This is a genomic window from Mesorhizobium sp. B2-3-2 (assembly GCF_006442295.1).
Classification (GTDB): Bacteria; Pseudomonadota; Alphaproteobacteria; order Rhizobiales; family Rhizobiaceae; genus Mesorhizobium.
In genome coordinates this window covers 66870-80724 of the sequence record NZ_VFWA01000022.1, presented here as the reverse complement: position 1 = coordinate 80724, position 13855 = coordinate 66870, and the positions used below count along the sequence as shown (strand labels likewise).

The window sequence follows — 13855 nt, the reverse complement described above, 5'->3', positions numbered from 1 at the left end:
TTTCCATTCGCCTCGATCAGCCTCGCCTGAATGCTATGTTCGGAAGCCGCTAGCGCTCGGATCGCGGCGAAGAAGTGCTCACGAGCATTGGTGTATTTGTCGTCCATTTTTGACCTCTATCGGGTGGAAAGCGCGCCCTGGACGCGGGGAGCAAGCCGCGACGTACGCTTTCCATAGAGCTGGAGTCAACAACTTCGGTGCGGTCTATGGTACCCGCGACGCCATCCAGGACATGAAGCGGGAGATAGACGAGTTGCGGCGCAAGCAGGTGCAGCCGCAGTGACAAACGAACCGGGCGCCGCCCCAAAGTCGATGAGGCGGCGCCCGACCGCGCTTCGGGAACCTACCGCGCCGCCCGTCGTTGACCTGTGCTGGTTCTACCAGCTACTCCAGAACTCGCCCGCTTCCTCACGGTGGCGGGCTTTTTGTTATGTGCTAAGGCCGGACCGTTAACTGGGGGCGGACATGCGCATATCTATCTTCGTGACGGTGATCTTGGTGTTTATGGCGGCCGGCTTTTGCTCACGGCCGAGCTCGTAATTCAATCAGCCTGACGCCAGTGACGGAACATTCCGGCTTAACATTTGTTATACCGGCGATGCCTGACCGCCCACCACCTGTCACGGCTCGTATACTGCTTCTCGCGATCCTCCTTGATCTGGCTGTCAAGGAACATCTTGAACGAGGCGACGGCTAAGAGGCTAAGCGACGTCGGGTCAAGGCGGGTCTCGGCTCCGGCCGACCAGGGTTTTTTTGCGCGTGGCGGAACTTCCATCGATCTCACAGGTTTCGCCGCGCAACTCGGGTCGACCCAACTCTCCCGATTTGTGTCCCCTCTAACCCTGGGGGACCGCCCGCCGCTGCCGTGAATGGAGCGGCGGGCCAGCGGTCCAGTGGTGCGCGTTGGGGCAGCTACGAGACTGCCTCTGTGATCCTGCCCGGTTAAATCGATACCAACCGCGACCTCGCGGCCAGCGTCAGTTTCACCTCGTAGATATGCTGCCCATTCTCGTCCCGAACCCGCACGACGAATTCGTGACGGTTTGCAGGAAGGGGATGGTTTATCGCGAGTTCTGGGAGAAGGTGCTTCGCTGCCTCGCGCATGTCGGACACGGACATTTCGAGGCCCTGATCATCCGGGGTGATCTGACCATCCTCGATCGTGTCAAAGAAAAAGCGTGGCATAACGCCAGCCCGAACTTGCGCCTTCTAGCCTTGTTCCCTGGCCGTTAAACTTGCGTACAGCGTCAATGTTCTGACGCCGGGCCGCATTTCCTGATGCGCCTTCCTGCTCCCGTCATCTGCCCCGCTGGCTCGGCCAGCGGGGCTTTTTTTATTTGCCCACGAAACGAAACCATCTCAGGCAAGTTCAGAGCCCAAAGGAGGCTCCGATGACTACCGGCGACGGACGCGAAGATGATCCGGGCATTCAGTTCCTTGCCCGGCGGCTGGCTAAAGAGGTCGGCATCCCCGAAGCAGAGGCGCGCGGCCTGATCAAGCTCATCGGCACCAACTGGAGTTCTTTACTGCGCGAAGCCCGATTCCTGAAAAAACAGCGTCGCCCGTTTTGATGGCGGCAGCGGTCACGACCCGGTGAAGCCTGGCGCAACCGGGAATCTTACTGCATGTTCCACTGTTCGGCCCCGAGAGAAACATCATGCCAATTCAACAATAGGCAAGGGACGCCGGTATTTTGGGCGCGTCGGAGGTGGCCATGCTCGGACGACGGCGGCAGGTCGTTGAAGGGAATGTCTGGCCGAAACGTCATGTCGATCAACCCTGCTTCAATCGAGACATTGCCACTAATGGCGTTGTCATCGACACGTCACGATTACATGCCGAACGAAATATCGACTGTCCGAAATGCGCCTTCGTTTCGGTCGTTACGGTCAGCTTTGCCACCGCCTGAAGCGGATTAGGCGCCGGCCACCCTGGAAGTCGCATTTGCGCCAGAAACGCTGGGGACGATCCCATGATCGTCAGATGGGCTTGGCAGCGAAAGACGTTTACGGGCCCCCAGATCGCTCCAGCCACAAGTTAGAGATCGGCAAGGACTTCCGCCGGTGGCCGTGAGGTGATTCCAAGCGGCGGGCGAGCCCACCGCTTGGATGTCTATTCTCGACCGTTGCCGGCCGAATGCTGTCCATAACCGGGCCCGGGAATATCGAAGATCGAATTTCCTTTTAAGGTCGGGGCGCTGTCGGCAGTGTTGACACTCGCTGTGCCGATCAGGTCGACCGCGTAGCCGTGGTCGGACACCATCGCATGGTAACCTCTGTTCTGATAGCCGGAGCCATGGTTGAAGTCCGAGCCGTAGTGGTCGCTGCCCGCAAAAGCCATGCCGGAGGCACACAAGAAGCTGGCAACGACTGGCATGCGGTGATGGCCTGTCGGGGTGCCGGCAGGCACAAAGAAGTCGACCACATCATCGACGCCTACCGCAGCAGCGCCGAGGTCTTCGAGGCCGCCGAATGGGGCCGGAGGACCGCCCTGCCTCTGGTGCAAGGCCTCGTCGGCCTGGCCGAGATCGAGATGGCAGAGCGAACGGTGCCACCAGTTGTGGACCCTGAAGAAATTGTCGTCGGCGGACCAGTGCGGCTCGCGGGCGATCATCCAGCCGATTCCGTCCTCAGCGCGTCCTTGCATCTCCATGACGTGGGCGACGGCGTGGTGAGCCCAGCAATCGAGCGGCTGAAGGGCGACGGCGAGGCGGCCAACTTCCTCAGCGCGGCCGTAGTCGCCAGTCTCCTCAAGGCCGAACGCATGCATGCCGAGCAGGATCGAATGACCAGGGATGTCCTCCGACCATTTCGGCAGCACGCGGGCTATGCGGTCGCGCAGGCTGCGCCCGGAAGAAGTCCATCAGGTGGCTCGCTGGCGGTGTAAATCAAAGTGGCCGGGGTCGGACCCAACCCACCGCTACAATCCGCTGGATTACATCCGCCCCGACCGCGGTGACCGCACGACCGATATCCAGAATATCGCCACCATTCTGGTTCCGGAAAGCGTCGACCCGGAAAATTCGATCTGCAGCCGACCGACCAGCAGGTGATGGCCGGCGCAATCAGCTACATCAACGAAGGCGTGTTTTACCGCGGCCGGCGCAATCTTGGGGAGGTCACGGCTTTCTTCAACAAAGGAACGAGCCTGCACTCTCATGGCCCTCATCAAGGAGAAGGAGCCGAACCTCGCGCTTTACCGTCGAGAGCTTCAAAGCCTGTAATCGCGCTTTCCGATCGCCGCAGCGTCCGCTCTACTCGATACCCAGAAGGCCCTGTTGCCCTTCCGCAACGAGCGCGTGGTCGCGACGACGTCACCGACATGGATTTGCGCGCCCTGAAATGACAGGCCGATCCCGGTCCATCTGGCGCCGAACATCGCCGTCGGCGGCGGGAAGCGCAGAGCCGGAAGGCGGCTTCGCCTGTCTGCGCGGGGCTCCACAGTCACCAGCCGGGGCGATGAGGGGACAATGGCCGCCCCGCCCGCGGACGAAGTTTATTCGTATTCTGCGTTCGGCATGTTCATCCCGGCGGTAAGCCCTGCACCGTAATCCGATTCCTGGCGCTCCTTTGATGGGTCTCGAAGTTGACCAAGGCGACTAACGATGTCCGTCATTCGCTCGGCCACAAGATATCCAACTCCTGGCCCGCAAAAGATTTCAGTGCCGCGTCCGCTATGGTGCGGGTTCATCGAAATGGCTTGATCAAAGTTGATCGCGATAGGTGTGTTCAGATCTTTCTCTGTGAGTGCGAGCCACATAGTGCCCTCCCAAATTGACGAGACCAGCAAAGCACCCGCATGTGCTCGACGCTGCGGAGACCGATGCAAGAATATGAGACTCCGCTAATGTTAACTTCCCGCCAGCGGACTTTGTTCCTCCTCGTGTGGCTCGGATCAGTAATTGCGCAATTTGGAAGCACCGCCTATTGCTACCCAGGCATTTCGGTATTTTCCTTGGGGTTTTTATTCACGCCGGGAGAAGGTGACGTCTCCGCTGGTGCATTTCCACCTTGGTTCTGCTCAGGAGCGCGCTTGAATGGCGCCGTTTGCCACGAACCATTCTTTAAGGGTGTAAATACAAATAAGGCTAGCAGGCATAGGAAGATGACCGCGATTACTGCGGCGCCCCACATAAGGATCCTGCCAGTACCTTGTTGTTCTTGTTTACGAGAGAGGACCTCTTTCATCGAAATTCCTTCCAGGATTTGCGCGACGGAGCGTGCTTCCTCTTGCGCGTCCTCGTCGACGCAGCAATGTCATATGGGTTGGCGCGGATGACCGGCTCTAAATCATTCGGGAAGTTCGGGTCGTCGACCGGTAATCTCGGCAACGAATCCTTTTCGTACGATCGATGGGTAGGCAGCATCTCTGCCACCTCGGCTAGAATATCGTTTACGACCCCGTTCATCTGCGCGCCTGTTTCGAAGCTTTCAGCTCCTCGAACTTCGCTACTGCATCAAGGTTCCGGCTTTTTTTCTGCACCACTGCCGAATTCAGAATTGCGTCAACAGAGAGAAGCGCAGAGGCGGAAAGCCGCATAATCGAGGGAACTTTGCCCGTCATGCGGAGTTGGCGATTTCTCGATGGAGAGTGAGCCATGTCCAAAAGAACCCGCCTTGACGAAGACCCGGCCGAAGGCAGCCGTTCGGTAGTCGATCACGACCTTAAAAAGTCGTCCGCCAAGCCCGGACCCGAAGCGGACGCCAAGGGCCAATCAGAGAAAAACCACAAAGGTGGAAAGAGCGACGGCGTGTCTAGCGCCAATCCTCGCGTGATATCCGGCGAGGAGGACGGCGACGCCACGTTCCCCTATGAGCGAAACAAGTAGGACTTCACTCTGAAGGCCATTCGGTGCGCCATTTCCCATCTACTCCTTGGACCAGTACCTCTACCTCATGTCCCAGAGAAGCTGCGCTGTTTGCTGCCTTGACGGCGGCCAGGACGGCGGAACCCTGCGAGTCAAAGGGATAGTCCTTGTCGTCTTAGCGGACCTTCCATCGATCCGCGTCTTTCGACACGTAGTACCTGACCTCAGTCATAGGTGCCTCCGGACAAGCAATTGGCCCTAAGCAAATCATGGCGCCAGCCGTGCCGCAATGCGTCGGCTGCACAACACTCATCCGCCGAGCATCCGAGCGGGCCGGTTCGGCGAGGTGCTTCCAATGCAAAAGCCCGCCACGGATAACCGGAGCGGGCCTTGGAGGAGGAACAGGGGTGGGACCATATCCTCTTGTTTCCACGGGGGGTTGTGGACCGCGAACACCTTACAAAAATTCTGCCATTTGGCTCATCACAACCCGTCCCCCAAAATTCACATTTTGGTGCTCTACCCTCAACGAAACGAGGGAACAGATGGGATAGATACACCGATGCTCAGGCGTGAGCGTTACTCGAGACGGAATTCAACCCCGTGCGCTTCAGCCTTGGTAATGAGGCCGCTGTCGACTGCGGCCTCGAACGCCTTATCAAAATACTGATCATCCGAGACCTGGTGATCCTGGTTGGAAAGGTCGATCGGTAACGCGCCGATCACCCTGCCCGTAGTCTTCTCGATGACTGTGACGGTCCGCTGCATCGATCAGGGCTTGTTAACAGTGTCGTCAACTGCGTTGGCTGTCGATTTGACATCCCTGCCGACGCCGCGGACGGTATTGGCGCAGGCCGAAAGAGCGATCGCGCAGGCAAGAATGATGGTCGGCGCAGTGCGGAACAAGTTCATGGCGGCGTCTCCTGGTTGACAGCCCTCAGCGAGCACAGAAGCAAAAGCTGCTTGGAGGGGAACCCGCCCCAGTAATCAGGCGGGTTCCAATGAGATCATCCGCAGACGCGAATCTTTTCAACAATCATGCGGTGATGCTTCCAATGCTTGACCACCTTGGTACGGCAATGGCGTCGATGGTGATCCTTGATGACAACGCGTCCGTGGTCGGTCTTGATCACGGTCTTCGCCTCGGCAGGGATGCCGGCGAACGAGATTGATGCAACGGCGATCATGGACGCGAGAAATAGCTTTTTCATGGTTTCCTCAGTGAGTTGAACGCACGTAAACTCTCGGATGCAGATCGAGTTCCAATCACGCGAAGGGGATGAGGCGAAAGCGCCATAAGGAAGGCGGCTTAGGAGATGGCAGCGTTAGAACTGAGTGTCGGCAACCGGAGGCTTCCCCGGCAGTTTCAGCCGATCGCGTTGGTATTCAGCGTATCGCTCGGCGGTGGATTTGTCCTTGAAGAACTCCTGCCTCACGTTCCCGTCTTCGGTTACGCGCACTGCCCATCGCCCACCGACAAACTTGACACAAACGCCATTCGGTTCGCCCTGCACCATGGCCCGCCTCCTTGGAACAGCATAGTGACTGTTAGACGCCGCTGAACGACTTGGGGACAATGGACCAGATAGCCGCGCTGATCGGGGCAGGCGGGATGCGAAGATTGTCAGCGGCTGCGCAACCAGCATAACCCCGAGCGAAAGACCGCAGGGCGGGATGGGTGATCCGGCTCAAGGAGTTTGTTCATCCATTGCGGCAGCCCCTAGCCCAAAAAGACCGCCTAGGGGAGTGGCCGTCCCTTTGTTTTCCGGCACATCCATCAAGGCTTGCGCCATGCGCTGGATTGACATCCGCTTCTCAATTGACCTCAGGTCATTATCAATTTGATTGATGATCTTGATCTCGCGTAGGAAGTCATCGATTGACCAATCCATGTCTATGAATTCGAGTTTGCTGCTCGCGGATATCGGGAAGAATTCTACACCGTCCGAAGTTGCACTCTGACGAAATGGTGTATGTGCTACAATGTTACGGAGTTCGCCGCACTTTCTGGCTCGCTTGGTCAAATCGTCAAAGCGCTTTGCGTCCTTCTTGTCAGTGACAAACAGGTCTACCAACGTGCGCAAGGTTTTGATCTTGTCGTCAAAACCCATGTTTCGGCCAATGATAGCTCTACGCACTGCGTTGACACCGACAAACATCTCCGAGAGCGGTTTCGATGCCTTGCTCGAGAAGCGCGAAATAGCACATGAAGACGCCAACGAGAGTGAAGGCTCTCGCTTCAGGGTCAAGTTTGAGCAGTGCGGTTTTTATCAGCATTGGTCTCCCCTCGGTTGAAGGAAGCACACATGGCGTTCAGCGACAAGCAGCGCCGCTTCGTCGATGAGTATTCATGGAGCGGCTGGTCGGCTCAGCACCATGGTCGTGGCGGTGTAGATCACTTTATCGGCAGTGGGCGGCATATGACTTGCGCAGCAAGCAGGCATCCAACGCTGAATTTCACCGTGTCGGGCGAGCCCCAAGTTGCCAGGCCGGTCACGTAATAACCCTCGGGGCAAAGAGATGGAGTATACGTGTTGCCACCCTGGAGACCTGAACGGCTGCCAGTGCTGCTCACCTCTGACCAGCCCGCCATTCTTTCGACAGCCGACTTTGTCGCCAGAAAAGCTTTTGAGCTCGGCATCCTAAGGGGGGCGACACGCCTCTGGAATACATGCTGAAGGTCATGCGGAACCCCAAGGCTGATGCTTCACGACGGGATGATATGGCGAAAGCTGCGGCTCCTTATGTTCATCCGAAGCTTGCCTCCATGCAGCACACCGGTCGCGACGGCGGGCCGATCCAAACCGTTGATCTCTCAAAGCTGAGTGGCGATGACCTTGCACGTCTCGAAGACATCTTCGGTCCGCTTGCCGGACCCGGCGACGATGATGCGCCTGATCAGGGCGGAGAAGGCGAGGCGGGAGGCTGAACTCGAACGCCAGCGCATCGCGAACGATGCCGAGAGGATCAAGGCAAGGTGCCAGACCCTCGACGGCTTCATTGAAGAGTTCTGGTCCACCCTCGAGCCGAAGCGCGAGCTGAAGTTCGGGTGGGCGCTGCTGGCCATGTGCCGGCATCTTACCGCAGTCGGTGCGGTTTGATCAGCCGTTCATGGCGCCGGACGGAACCGCAATCCCGTACCCGCATGCTCCCGGCGTGCCGGCGAGACACACGCTCGGTTGCAAGTGCTTCGCTGAGTACAAAATCGACTTGGTTGCTCAGTTGGTGCGGTGACGGCCCAATCCTTCGCAGCAACGGTCGGCGCGTGGGCGGCCAAGGTGCCGAACGCGCTGGAGGCGGTTTTCAAGGAAGCGGCTCAAGAACTGGTCAGCCAGCTTAACGAGCTCGTGCCAGTCGACACCGGATTTCTTCGCGCCTCGCTTATGGCGTCCACCTCGGCCATGCCTCAACTGACCCGCGCCAACCCGGGCGTGCCGGTGCATTCCGACGTCGGTGACATCGTTCTGGCCATCGCCGGGCCCGACCTCGGCGAAACGCTCTACCTAGGCTACACCGCCAACTATGCCCGCCTTCGTCCATTATGGCGCGCAGGGCAGGGCGCCGCGGCCATGGGTGACAATGATTGCCCAGCGCTGGGAAATGATCGTGGCCGAGAAGGCTGCGGAAGTGAAATCGCGGCTGGGGCTGTAGATGCCGACAATCGAAAGTTCGACCGAAGCGGCGCTGTTCGCCCGCGTAGCCGCGCTCGTGCTGTCGCCCACTTCCGATCGCGTGACGCGCCGACCGGGAAGCAAAAGGCGAACTGGCATGGCGATCGTACAGGACTACGTCACCGGCACGATCACGCTGACGTCGGAATTGAATACCTTCACATCGACAGGTGCGGCCCTTCAGTCAGCGGCGATCCGCGCTGGTGACGAGATCCTGCTGCCCTGCTGCCCGCCAAGGGCATGCTGCTGGTCATCGCCTCGATCACTGGAGAGAACGCCGGCACGCTGGTAGAGAATTGCCCAGCAGGCGCGGCCGGCGCGGCCCAGCCCATGCGTATCCGCTTCCAGCCGGACGGTTCGCGCTACACGGCAGCGGCGACCAAGCTGATCGAGGGTCTGGGTGACGGGTTTGTTGCCACCGTCGCCGCCGGGTCTGGCATTTCGGTTGACGATACGGATCCGGAGAACCTAGTGGTCGGGCTCTCGGACATGGCTACCGCGACGATCAAAGGGCGCCTCACTGCCGGAGCAGGAGCCCCAGAAGACCTGACCGGAGCACAAGCAAGAACATTGTTAGGGCTCGGCACGGCGGCGCTTTCAAACATCGGCACTTCCGGCGCAAACGTTCCCGTCCTCAACGCGGCAAACACTTTCAGCGCCGTGCAAACATTTTCCGCAAACCCGTCCTTAACTGGCGGCGGCATCAAATTCCCGTCTGTGCAGATACCTTCGGCCGACGCGAACACCTTGGACGATTATGAAAAAGGCACATATACACCCACCCCTGCGTTCGGCGGGACCAACGTCGGCATGGTGGCCCCCACACGCTCCGGGCGCTATATTAAAATTGGCGCTCTAGCTTCGCCGCTTGGCAACGCGAGGAAGCCGCCCGGCAAGCCGCTGCGGCCGAACAGGAACAAGCCGACATCGCCGCGGCGAAAGCGGAACAGGAGCGCTTCGAGAAGATGGTGGCGGATGCTGTCGCCGCGCAGTTGGGCGAGAGAGCCACGGACCCGCGGCCGGTAGAGTGACGGCGAACGAGCTGTGGCCGGCCTAGCCCCCTCGACTGTTAACGGTCCACCTCAAACCAAGTCGTCGTGATTCCGTCAGGATGCGTTACCCTGATCCATTCACCGAATTGGGGCTCTTCGGCGAACGGGATCGTTACCGCCCCCCAAGTCTTCGCGGCCTCGACAGCGTTGTCGGCCTGGACCTCGGCACGCTGCACGGCCTTGCCGTCCCGCATCAACTCGACTGTGAACACCTTCGGGGCGCCGACCATAACCCAAATCCGTAAAGCCACAACCTGCCGCGAGGGCGGCGCGGTTGCTCACGACACTCGGGCTTGTGCCGGTTGCCGCTGTCCCGCAGCGCCAGCATCAAAGCATCCGTTGCTGACGACATTCGATCCTACCGGCTATTCCAACCACCAGATCGCGCCAGCGATCAACAGCAACACAAAGATAATCCAGAACAGCCATTGGCCGCCCCGGTTGCCGTGCTGTTTGTCGTACTCGGTCATTAGTGGAACTCGCTGACGTGGCCCTGTTCGTCTTTGACCCGTATCCACATCATTCCGGGCTCGCGTCCGGTTGTCACAGTCCGTCCCGTTAATGAGGAAGCCGCCTGAATGGCGCTTGGCGCCTCAACTTTGTTGCGCCTGAAGACGGCGTTACCGTTCAACTCCTCCACGACATACTCGGCCATCTATGCCTCCTGAAAGCCCGCCCAGCGCATCAGCCGTACCCCGCGGCTGCTGGATCCGAATGCTCGTCCTCTAGAGCTGGAAATTATCCTGGCGACTTGAGGTTCCGGTAACTCGCAAATTCGAATTCGCTGATCTTACGCGTGCCAATATCGGTGACGCGCACCCACGGTTTACCGGATGTTCGCCCCGGCTTGAGTGGTCGCTGGATCGCTTTCACGACGGCATGAACGTGGCTGTGGGCTTCCACTGAAGTGGTGCTGATCACCTTCGTGCCATTCATCGCCTCAACTTTGAAACTTGCCATCGGCCCGATCTCCCCATGCCGATCTCTAGTCCCATCCGACATCGAAAGGAACTGTCATGGCTGTCTCCCGTGAAAAGGAATCGCTTGCCAAATTGCTCGCGCACGAAGGCGGCTATTCGAACAACAAAGCGGACCCCGGCGGCCCGACGATGAAGGGCGTCACCCAGCGGGTTTATGATGGCTATCGCCGAGGCAAGGGGCTTTCCACCCGCTCGGTTAAAAGCATCACGACCGCCGAACTGAACGAGATCTATGACCGCCAGTACTGGGACGCCGTGAAGGGCGATCTACTGACCCGACGGGGTCGACTACGCCGTGTTCGATGGCGGCGTGAACTCCGGGCCGGCCCGCTCGATCATGTGGCTTCAGCAGGCACTTCGCCCGCTCTACACCGGCCCGATCGACGGCGTCATCGGAGTGGGCACGTTGGCGGCGCTGAAGGCGACCACCAACAACGACGCACTTATCGATCGCATCTGCGATGCGCGCATGAACTTCCTTCGCCATCTCGGCACTTTCCGGACCTTCGGCAAAGGCTGGGCATCTACAGTTGCCGAGGTTCGCGCGATTGGAAAGGCTTGGGCGTCCGGCGAAACACCGCAGGCCGCGAACTTCGTTGACGGCGGACAGGCAAAAGCAGTGGTCGAGGACGCCAAGCCTGCACCGTCGACCGCGCCGGCAGACGCGGCGATCGGCGCCGGCATCGGTGGCGGTGGAGTCGCCGGCACCCTGACGGATCTTCAGAACCAGCTCTCGCCGCTGTCCTACGGTCGAGGATCAGAACAAGATCGACGGCACCATGGCGCCAGGCTGCGCCGTCAAGCTCTACACCGCGGCTGAATGCGACAGGCACACCAAGGCGAGCGTGGAACGCAGCGCCGAACTGAGATAACAGCAAGACAATGAGGGCGGGGGCTGTGAACGAGGATAGCGCCATGCCAAATGCATCGCAGAAAATCGCCGAGAACGTCGTGCTGCTGGCGTTTGCAAGGGTTTCGATGGCGCTGGCGCTGCCGACCATCGCGATGCTGTTCTGGCTCTATTCGCAATGGCAGGACACCCGTCTCGACACCATGCAGGGGCAGATCATAGAGGCCCAGCAATCAGCCTCGGAAGCATCCTCGAAGGCGACGAAGGTTTCCGACCGGCTGATCGCCGTCGAAACCAAGCAGGTCCAGGATGCCGCCTCGAGCGAGAAGTTCCAGAGCGCGACGTTGACCCGGTTCGACAGGGTGCAGGACAGCATCGTGGGTCTGTCAAACGCCGTTGCCGTGCTCACGGCCACGCTTCAAGGCATGCTCGAGGAACGCAAGGGTAGGGCGCCACCTTAGCCATCAAACCTAAGTCGCAACTACGACTGAAGTCCTATGCCGCAAGCCATAGGTCCTAGTGTGAAACAAACTCACCCTCTTGCTCATTGGAAGGGCATCCCGAATTCATCGGTCCCTTCATTCGGGTGGGTTGAGTACCCGCCATGCCCCACGTGGCAAGGCGGGTACTCATTCGTGGAAAAGCACGAAACGGGAAGTCGAGTTACGCTGAGGGCGGGCGCTCACCGCCACCGAGACCCTCCGGCCCTTTGCGGCAGTTCAAATTCGACACGCGTCTTGTTTACGAGCGTTTGCCAGTTCCTGGCGAGGCGGACGACGCCGTAACAACGCGGTCGACCCGCGATCTGGACGGCCATGCCTTTCTGATCGGCGCGCCGAATGCTTGAAACGTGTCGCCGACGTCGGGCAATCTGCCGCAAATGGCGGAGGCCGACGACGCTTGGCCACTTGCCGCAAGAAGATCAATCGCTTTGAGCCTCTGATGTTTGCTCCTGCCTCCCGTCGAGCGAAATGCAACACGGGCGCGGTTCCGTAGTTCGTCAGCATCTTAGGCCGCACGTCTTCCACCGCAACGAAGTCGACGAAGTGCTGGATGGCGTGCGAGACGAACACTTCTCAGCTGTTTGAGGTCCGAATCCGCCGATTCGCCAACGGTCCTCATCTCACATTGTAGCACTGCCCCGCTCCCGTGCTTGTTCACGTCAATCACAAGTCTCTGCAGCCTTCAACGCTTGGGTACGGGAAGGTTTGGGCAAATGCGCGATCCGTCGAACAGAAGCGTAGAACCTTGGATAATCGCCTGAGCACCGGTCGAACAAACGAAGAAACGCCGGAACCTGTTCGCTGTAGAGGGCAGTCGCGCCCAGCTTTGCGTTGTTGATCGGCGCATCGAACCAGGCGTCGTATCCCCGGTATCCGGCCCAGCGCTTTTGGCGCATTTGCCGGTAGCCCATCCGCAGCTTGTCGATGGCGGCTGCTTTGGCAGCCGCCATCTGCTGCGAAGTACGGGAACTTTCAAAGATGTGCCTCAACTCGTCCCGAGTTTTCGACACCAGCCCGACAAAATCGGCGCTGCGCTTGCGATCGGCTTCGTAGCGGCGCAATCGGGCGTAATCGCCGATTGTGCGGAGCCATTTCCTTACGCCGGTGGTTTCGACGGCAGCCGCGAAGGCTTCATTGAATGCGGAGTCATCATCTACATAGATGCGCTGATGCGCCAGTTCGTGAAAGATGACGCTTGCAAGATACGTGTCGTCCTGGCGCAGCATGGTGCTGAGCAGTGGGTCACTGGACCATCCCAGCGTGGAATAGGCCGTGACGCCTGTGACGTAGACGTCCAGCCCCTGTCTATGAAGTTCGCCAGCGCTTTCAGTCGCAGCTTTCCGAGCAAAATAACCCCGGTACGGAACGCAGCCGAAAACCGGAAAGCACCATATTCGTGGCGTCAGCGAGAACCGGGGCGCAGCAAAAACGGCCCAGGTCACAGCGTCCCGACCAATATCAACGTAGCTGTGGTAGCTGTTGTTTTCAGGCAGTGCCAGTTCATCTGTCGCGAACCGTCGTATGGCGCTGGCCGACGTCAACTTGGTGCGCAATGCCGCGGGCGTCGAATGATCCTGGATCAGTTTTGCGACATTTTCGCGAGCCGCCATGATCTGTGCATGACCCTCCAATGACTGCGCGTAATAGGAAATACTGGTGCAACCGGTCACCCCGGACGCCACGATCACCGCGGCAATCAACCGAAAAACGCGCTTCACAGCTTGCCCACCGCTTGCTCATCTCCGCAGGGAGCCAATGTCCCCATTGCCTGCTGTCTCAAACAGGCGCGCCAATTTTGGTCAAAATCTGAAGGGATTGCGGTCGGTGTCTCGACCTTAGCAAGATTGGCAAATGCGAACGTTCGCTCACGCACTATCGAAGGCCCCACCATCACGGTGTCGGCAGCATCCGCGGGGCCTCCTTCGCGGACACCGCGTCCCCCATCTGCCGGTCTGCTGCCGGGGACCGCTTCGCGAGTTCCCGTTTTCCTCC

Annotated in this window: 22 protein-coding genes and 1 pseudogene; 10 read left to right on the top strand and 13 right to left on the bottom strand. The window is 59.4% G+C overall.

Annotated features, from left to right (window positions below):
- Positions 1-942: 942 nt before the first annotated feature.
- Complete coding sequence (locus FJ964_RS29430; protein ID WP_140554104.1) at positions 943-1185, bottom strand: hypothetical protein; 243 nt, start codon at positions 1183-1185, stop codon at positions 943-945.
- A gap of 206 nt (positions 1186-1391) precedes the next feature.
- Between FJ964_RS29430 and FJ964_RS29425 the strand changes: the two genes are divergently transcribed.
- Both FJ964_RS29425 and FJ964_RS29420 read left to right on the top strand, forming a co-directional pair.
- Complete coding sequence (locus FJ964_RS29425) at positions 1392-1571, top strand: hypothetical protein (protein WP_140554102.1); 180 nt, start codon at positions 1392-1394, stop codon at positions 1569-1571.
- A gap of 143 nt (positions 1572-1714) precedes the next feature.
- Positions 1715-1909, top strand: coding sequence for a hypothetical protein (locus FJ964_RS29420; protein ID WP_140554100.1), 195 nt, complete (start codon positions 1715-1717; stop codon positions 1907-1909).
- A gap of 203 nt (positions 1910-2112) precedes the next feature.
- Here the strand turns inward: FJ964_RS29420 and FJ964_RS31600 are convergent, their stop codons facing one another.
- The 3 genes from FJ964_RS31600 to FJ964_RS29405 all read right to left on the bottom strand — a co-directional run bounded on the left by FJ964_RS31600 (position 2113) and on the right by FJ964_RS29405 (position 4187).
- Positions 2113-2769 (bottom strand): hypothetical protein, encoded by a 657-nt coding sequence (locus tag FJ964_RS31600; protein WP_181172656.1) that lies wholly within the window; start codon positions 2767-2769, stop codon positions 2113-2115.
- Positions 2770-3495: 726 nt separating this feature from the next.
- A complete protein-coding gene (locus tag FJ964_RS29410; RefSeq protein ID WP_140554099.1) occupies positions 3496-3759 on the bottom strand; it encodes a hypothetical protein in 264 nt (87 codons plus the stop codon).
- 170 nt (positions 3760-3929) lie between these two features.
- Positions 3930-4187: a hypothetical protein gene (locus tag FJ964_RS29405; RefSeq protein ID WP_140554097.1), complete on the bottom strand. Its 258-nt coding sequence runs from the start codon at positions 4185-4187 to the stop codon at positions 3930-3932.
- Between the two features lie 410 nt (positions 4188-4597).
- Here FJ964_RS29405 and FJ964_RS29400 point away from each other — a divergent pair, with 410 nt between their 5' ends.
- Entirely contained in the window at positions 4598-4828 is a 231-nt protein-coding gene (locus tag FJ964_RS29400; protein ID WP_140554096.1) for a hypothetical protein, read from the top strand.
- 558 nt (positions 4829-5386) lie between these two features.
- Here FJ964_RS29400 and FJ964_RS29395 read toward each other — a convergent pair.
- The 5 genes from FJ964_RS29395 to FJ964_RS29375 form a co-directional block, all read right to left on the bottom strand.
- Positions 5387-5575, bottom strand: coding sequence for a hypothetical protein (locus tag FJ964_RS29395; RefSeq protein ID WP_140554094.1), 189 nt, complete (start codon positions 5573-5575; stop codon positions 5387-5389).
- A gap of 3 nt (positions 5576-5578) precedes the next feature.
- A complete protein-coding gene (locus FJ964_RS29390; RefSeq protein WP_140554092.1) occupies positions 5579-5719 on the bottom strand; it encodes an entericidin A/B family lipoprotein in 141 nt (46 codons plus the stop codon).
- A 95-nt stretch (positions 5720-5814) separates the two neighbouring features.
- Positions 5815-6018 carry a hypothetical protein gene (locus FJ964_RS29385; protein WP_140554091.1) on the bottom strand — a complete coding sequence of 68 codons (204 nt, stop codon included), beginning with the start codon at positions 6016-6018 and terminating at the stop codon, positions 5815-5817.
- Positions 6019-6132: 114 nt separating this feature from the next.
- Positions 6133-6324 (bottom strand): hypothetical protein, encoded by a 192-nt coding sequence (locus FJ964_RS29380; RefSeq protein ID WP_140554089.1) that lies wholly within the window; start codon positions 6322-6324, stop codon positions 6133-6135.
- 171 nt (positions 6325-6495) lie between these two features.
- Positions 6496-6918: a hypothetical protein gene (locus FJ964_RS29375; RefSeq protein ID WP_140554087.1), complete on the bottom strand. Its 423-nt coding sequence runs from the start codon at positions 6916-6918 to the stop codon at positions 6496-6498.
- Positions 6919-7113: 195 nt separating this feature from the next.
- Here FJ964_RS29375 and FJ964_RS29370 point away from each other — a divergent pair, with 195 nt between their 5' ends.
- The 4 genes from FJ964_RS29370 (at position 7114) to FJ964_RS29345 (ending at position 9504) form a co-directional block, all read left to right on the top strand.
- Entirely contained in the window at positions 7114-7308 is a 195-nt protein-coding gene (locus tag FJ964_RS29370) for a hypothetical protein (protein WP_140554086.1), read from the top strand.
- A gap of 384 nt (positions 7309-7692) precedes the next feature.
- Complete coding sequence (locus FJ964_RS29360; protein ID WP_181172655.1) at positions 7693-7908, top strand: hypothetical protein; 216 nt, start codon at positions 7693-7695, stop codon at positions 7906-7908.
- Positions 7909-8037: 129 nt separating this feature from the next.
- Positions 8038-8685, top strand: a complete 648-nt coding sequence (locus FJ964_RS31595) for a hypothetical protein (protein ID WP_224628996.1) — start codon at positions 8038-8040, stop codon at positions 8683-8685.
- Between the two features lie 33 nt (positions 8686-8718).
- Positions 8719-9504: a hypothetical protein gene (locus tag FJ964_RS29345; protein ID WP_140554082.1), complete on the top strand. Its 786-nt coding sequence runs from the start codon at positions 8719-8721 to the stop codon at positions 9502-9504.
- A gap of 43 nt (positions 9505-9547) precedes the next feature.
- Here FJ964_RS29345 and FJ964_RS29340 read toward each other — a convergent pair whose 3' ends face one another.
- From FJ964_RS29340 to FJ964_RS29330, 3 genes are all read right to left on the bottom strand, one after another.
- Positions 9548-9760, bottom strand: coding sequence for a hypothetical protein (locus tag FJ964_RS29340; RefSeq protein ID WP_140554080.1), 213 nt, complete (start codon positions 9758-9760; stop codon positions 9548-9550).
- Positions 9761-9999: 239 nt separating this feature from the next.
- Entirely contained in the window at positions 10000-10185 is a 186-nt protein-coding gene (locus FJ964_RS29335) for a hypothetical protein (protein WP_140554079.1), read from the bottom strand.
- An 83-nt stretch (positions 10186-10268) separates the two neighbouring features.
- A complete protein-coding gene (locus FJ964_RS29330) occupies positions 10269-10490 on the bottom strand; it encodes a hypothetical protein (protein WP_140554077.1) in 222 nt (73 codons plus the stop codon).
- A gap of 56 nt (positions 10491-10546) precedes the next feature.
- On the opposite strand from FJ964_RS29330, the pseudogene FJ964_RS31590 reads away from it, so the two are divergent.
- The 3 genes and pseudogenes from FJ964_RS31590 to FJ964_RS29320 all read left to right on the top strand — a co-directional run.
- Positions 10547-10726, top strand: a pseudogene (locus tag FJ964_RS31590) (glycosyl hydrolase 108 family protein); the annotation flags it as partial.
- Positions 10727-10847: 121 nt separating this feature from the next.
- Positions 10848-11330 carry a putative peptidoglycan-binding domain-containing protein gene (locus FJ964_RS31585; protein ID WP_224717425.1) on the top strand — a complete coding sequence of 161 codons (483 nt, stop codon included), beginning with the start codon at positions 10848-10850 and terminating at the stop codon, positions 11328-11330.
- Positions 11331-11425: 95 nt separating this feature from the next.
- A complete protein-coding gene (locus FJ964_RS29320; RefSeq protein ID WP_140554075.1) occupies positions 11426-11821 on the top strand; it encodes a hypothetical protein in 396 nt (131 codons plus the stop codon).
- Between the two features lie 701 nt (positions 11822-12522).
- On the opposite strand, the gene FJ964_RS29315 is transcribed toward FJ964_RS29320, so the two are convergent.
- Complete coding sequence (locus FJ964_RS29315) at positions 12523-13581, bottom strand: aminopeptidase (protein WP_140554074.1); 1059 nt, start codon at positions 13579-13581, stop codon at positions 12523-12525.
- Positions 13582-13855 lie beyond the last annotated feature (274 nt).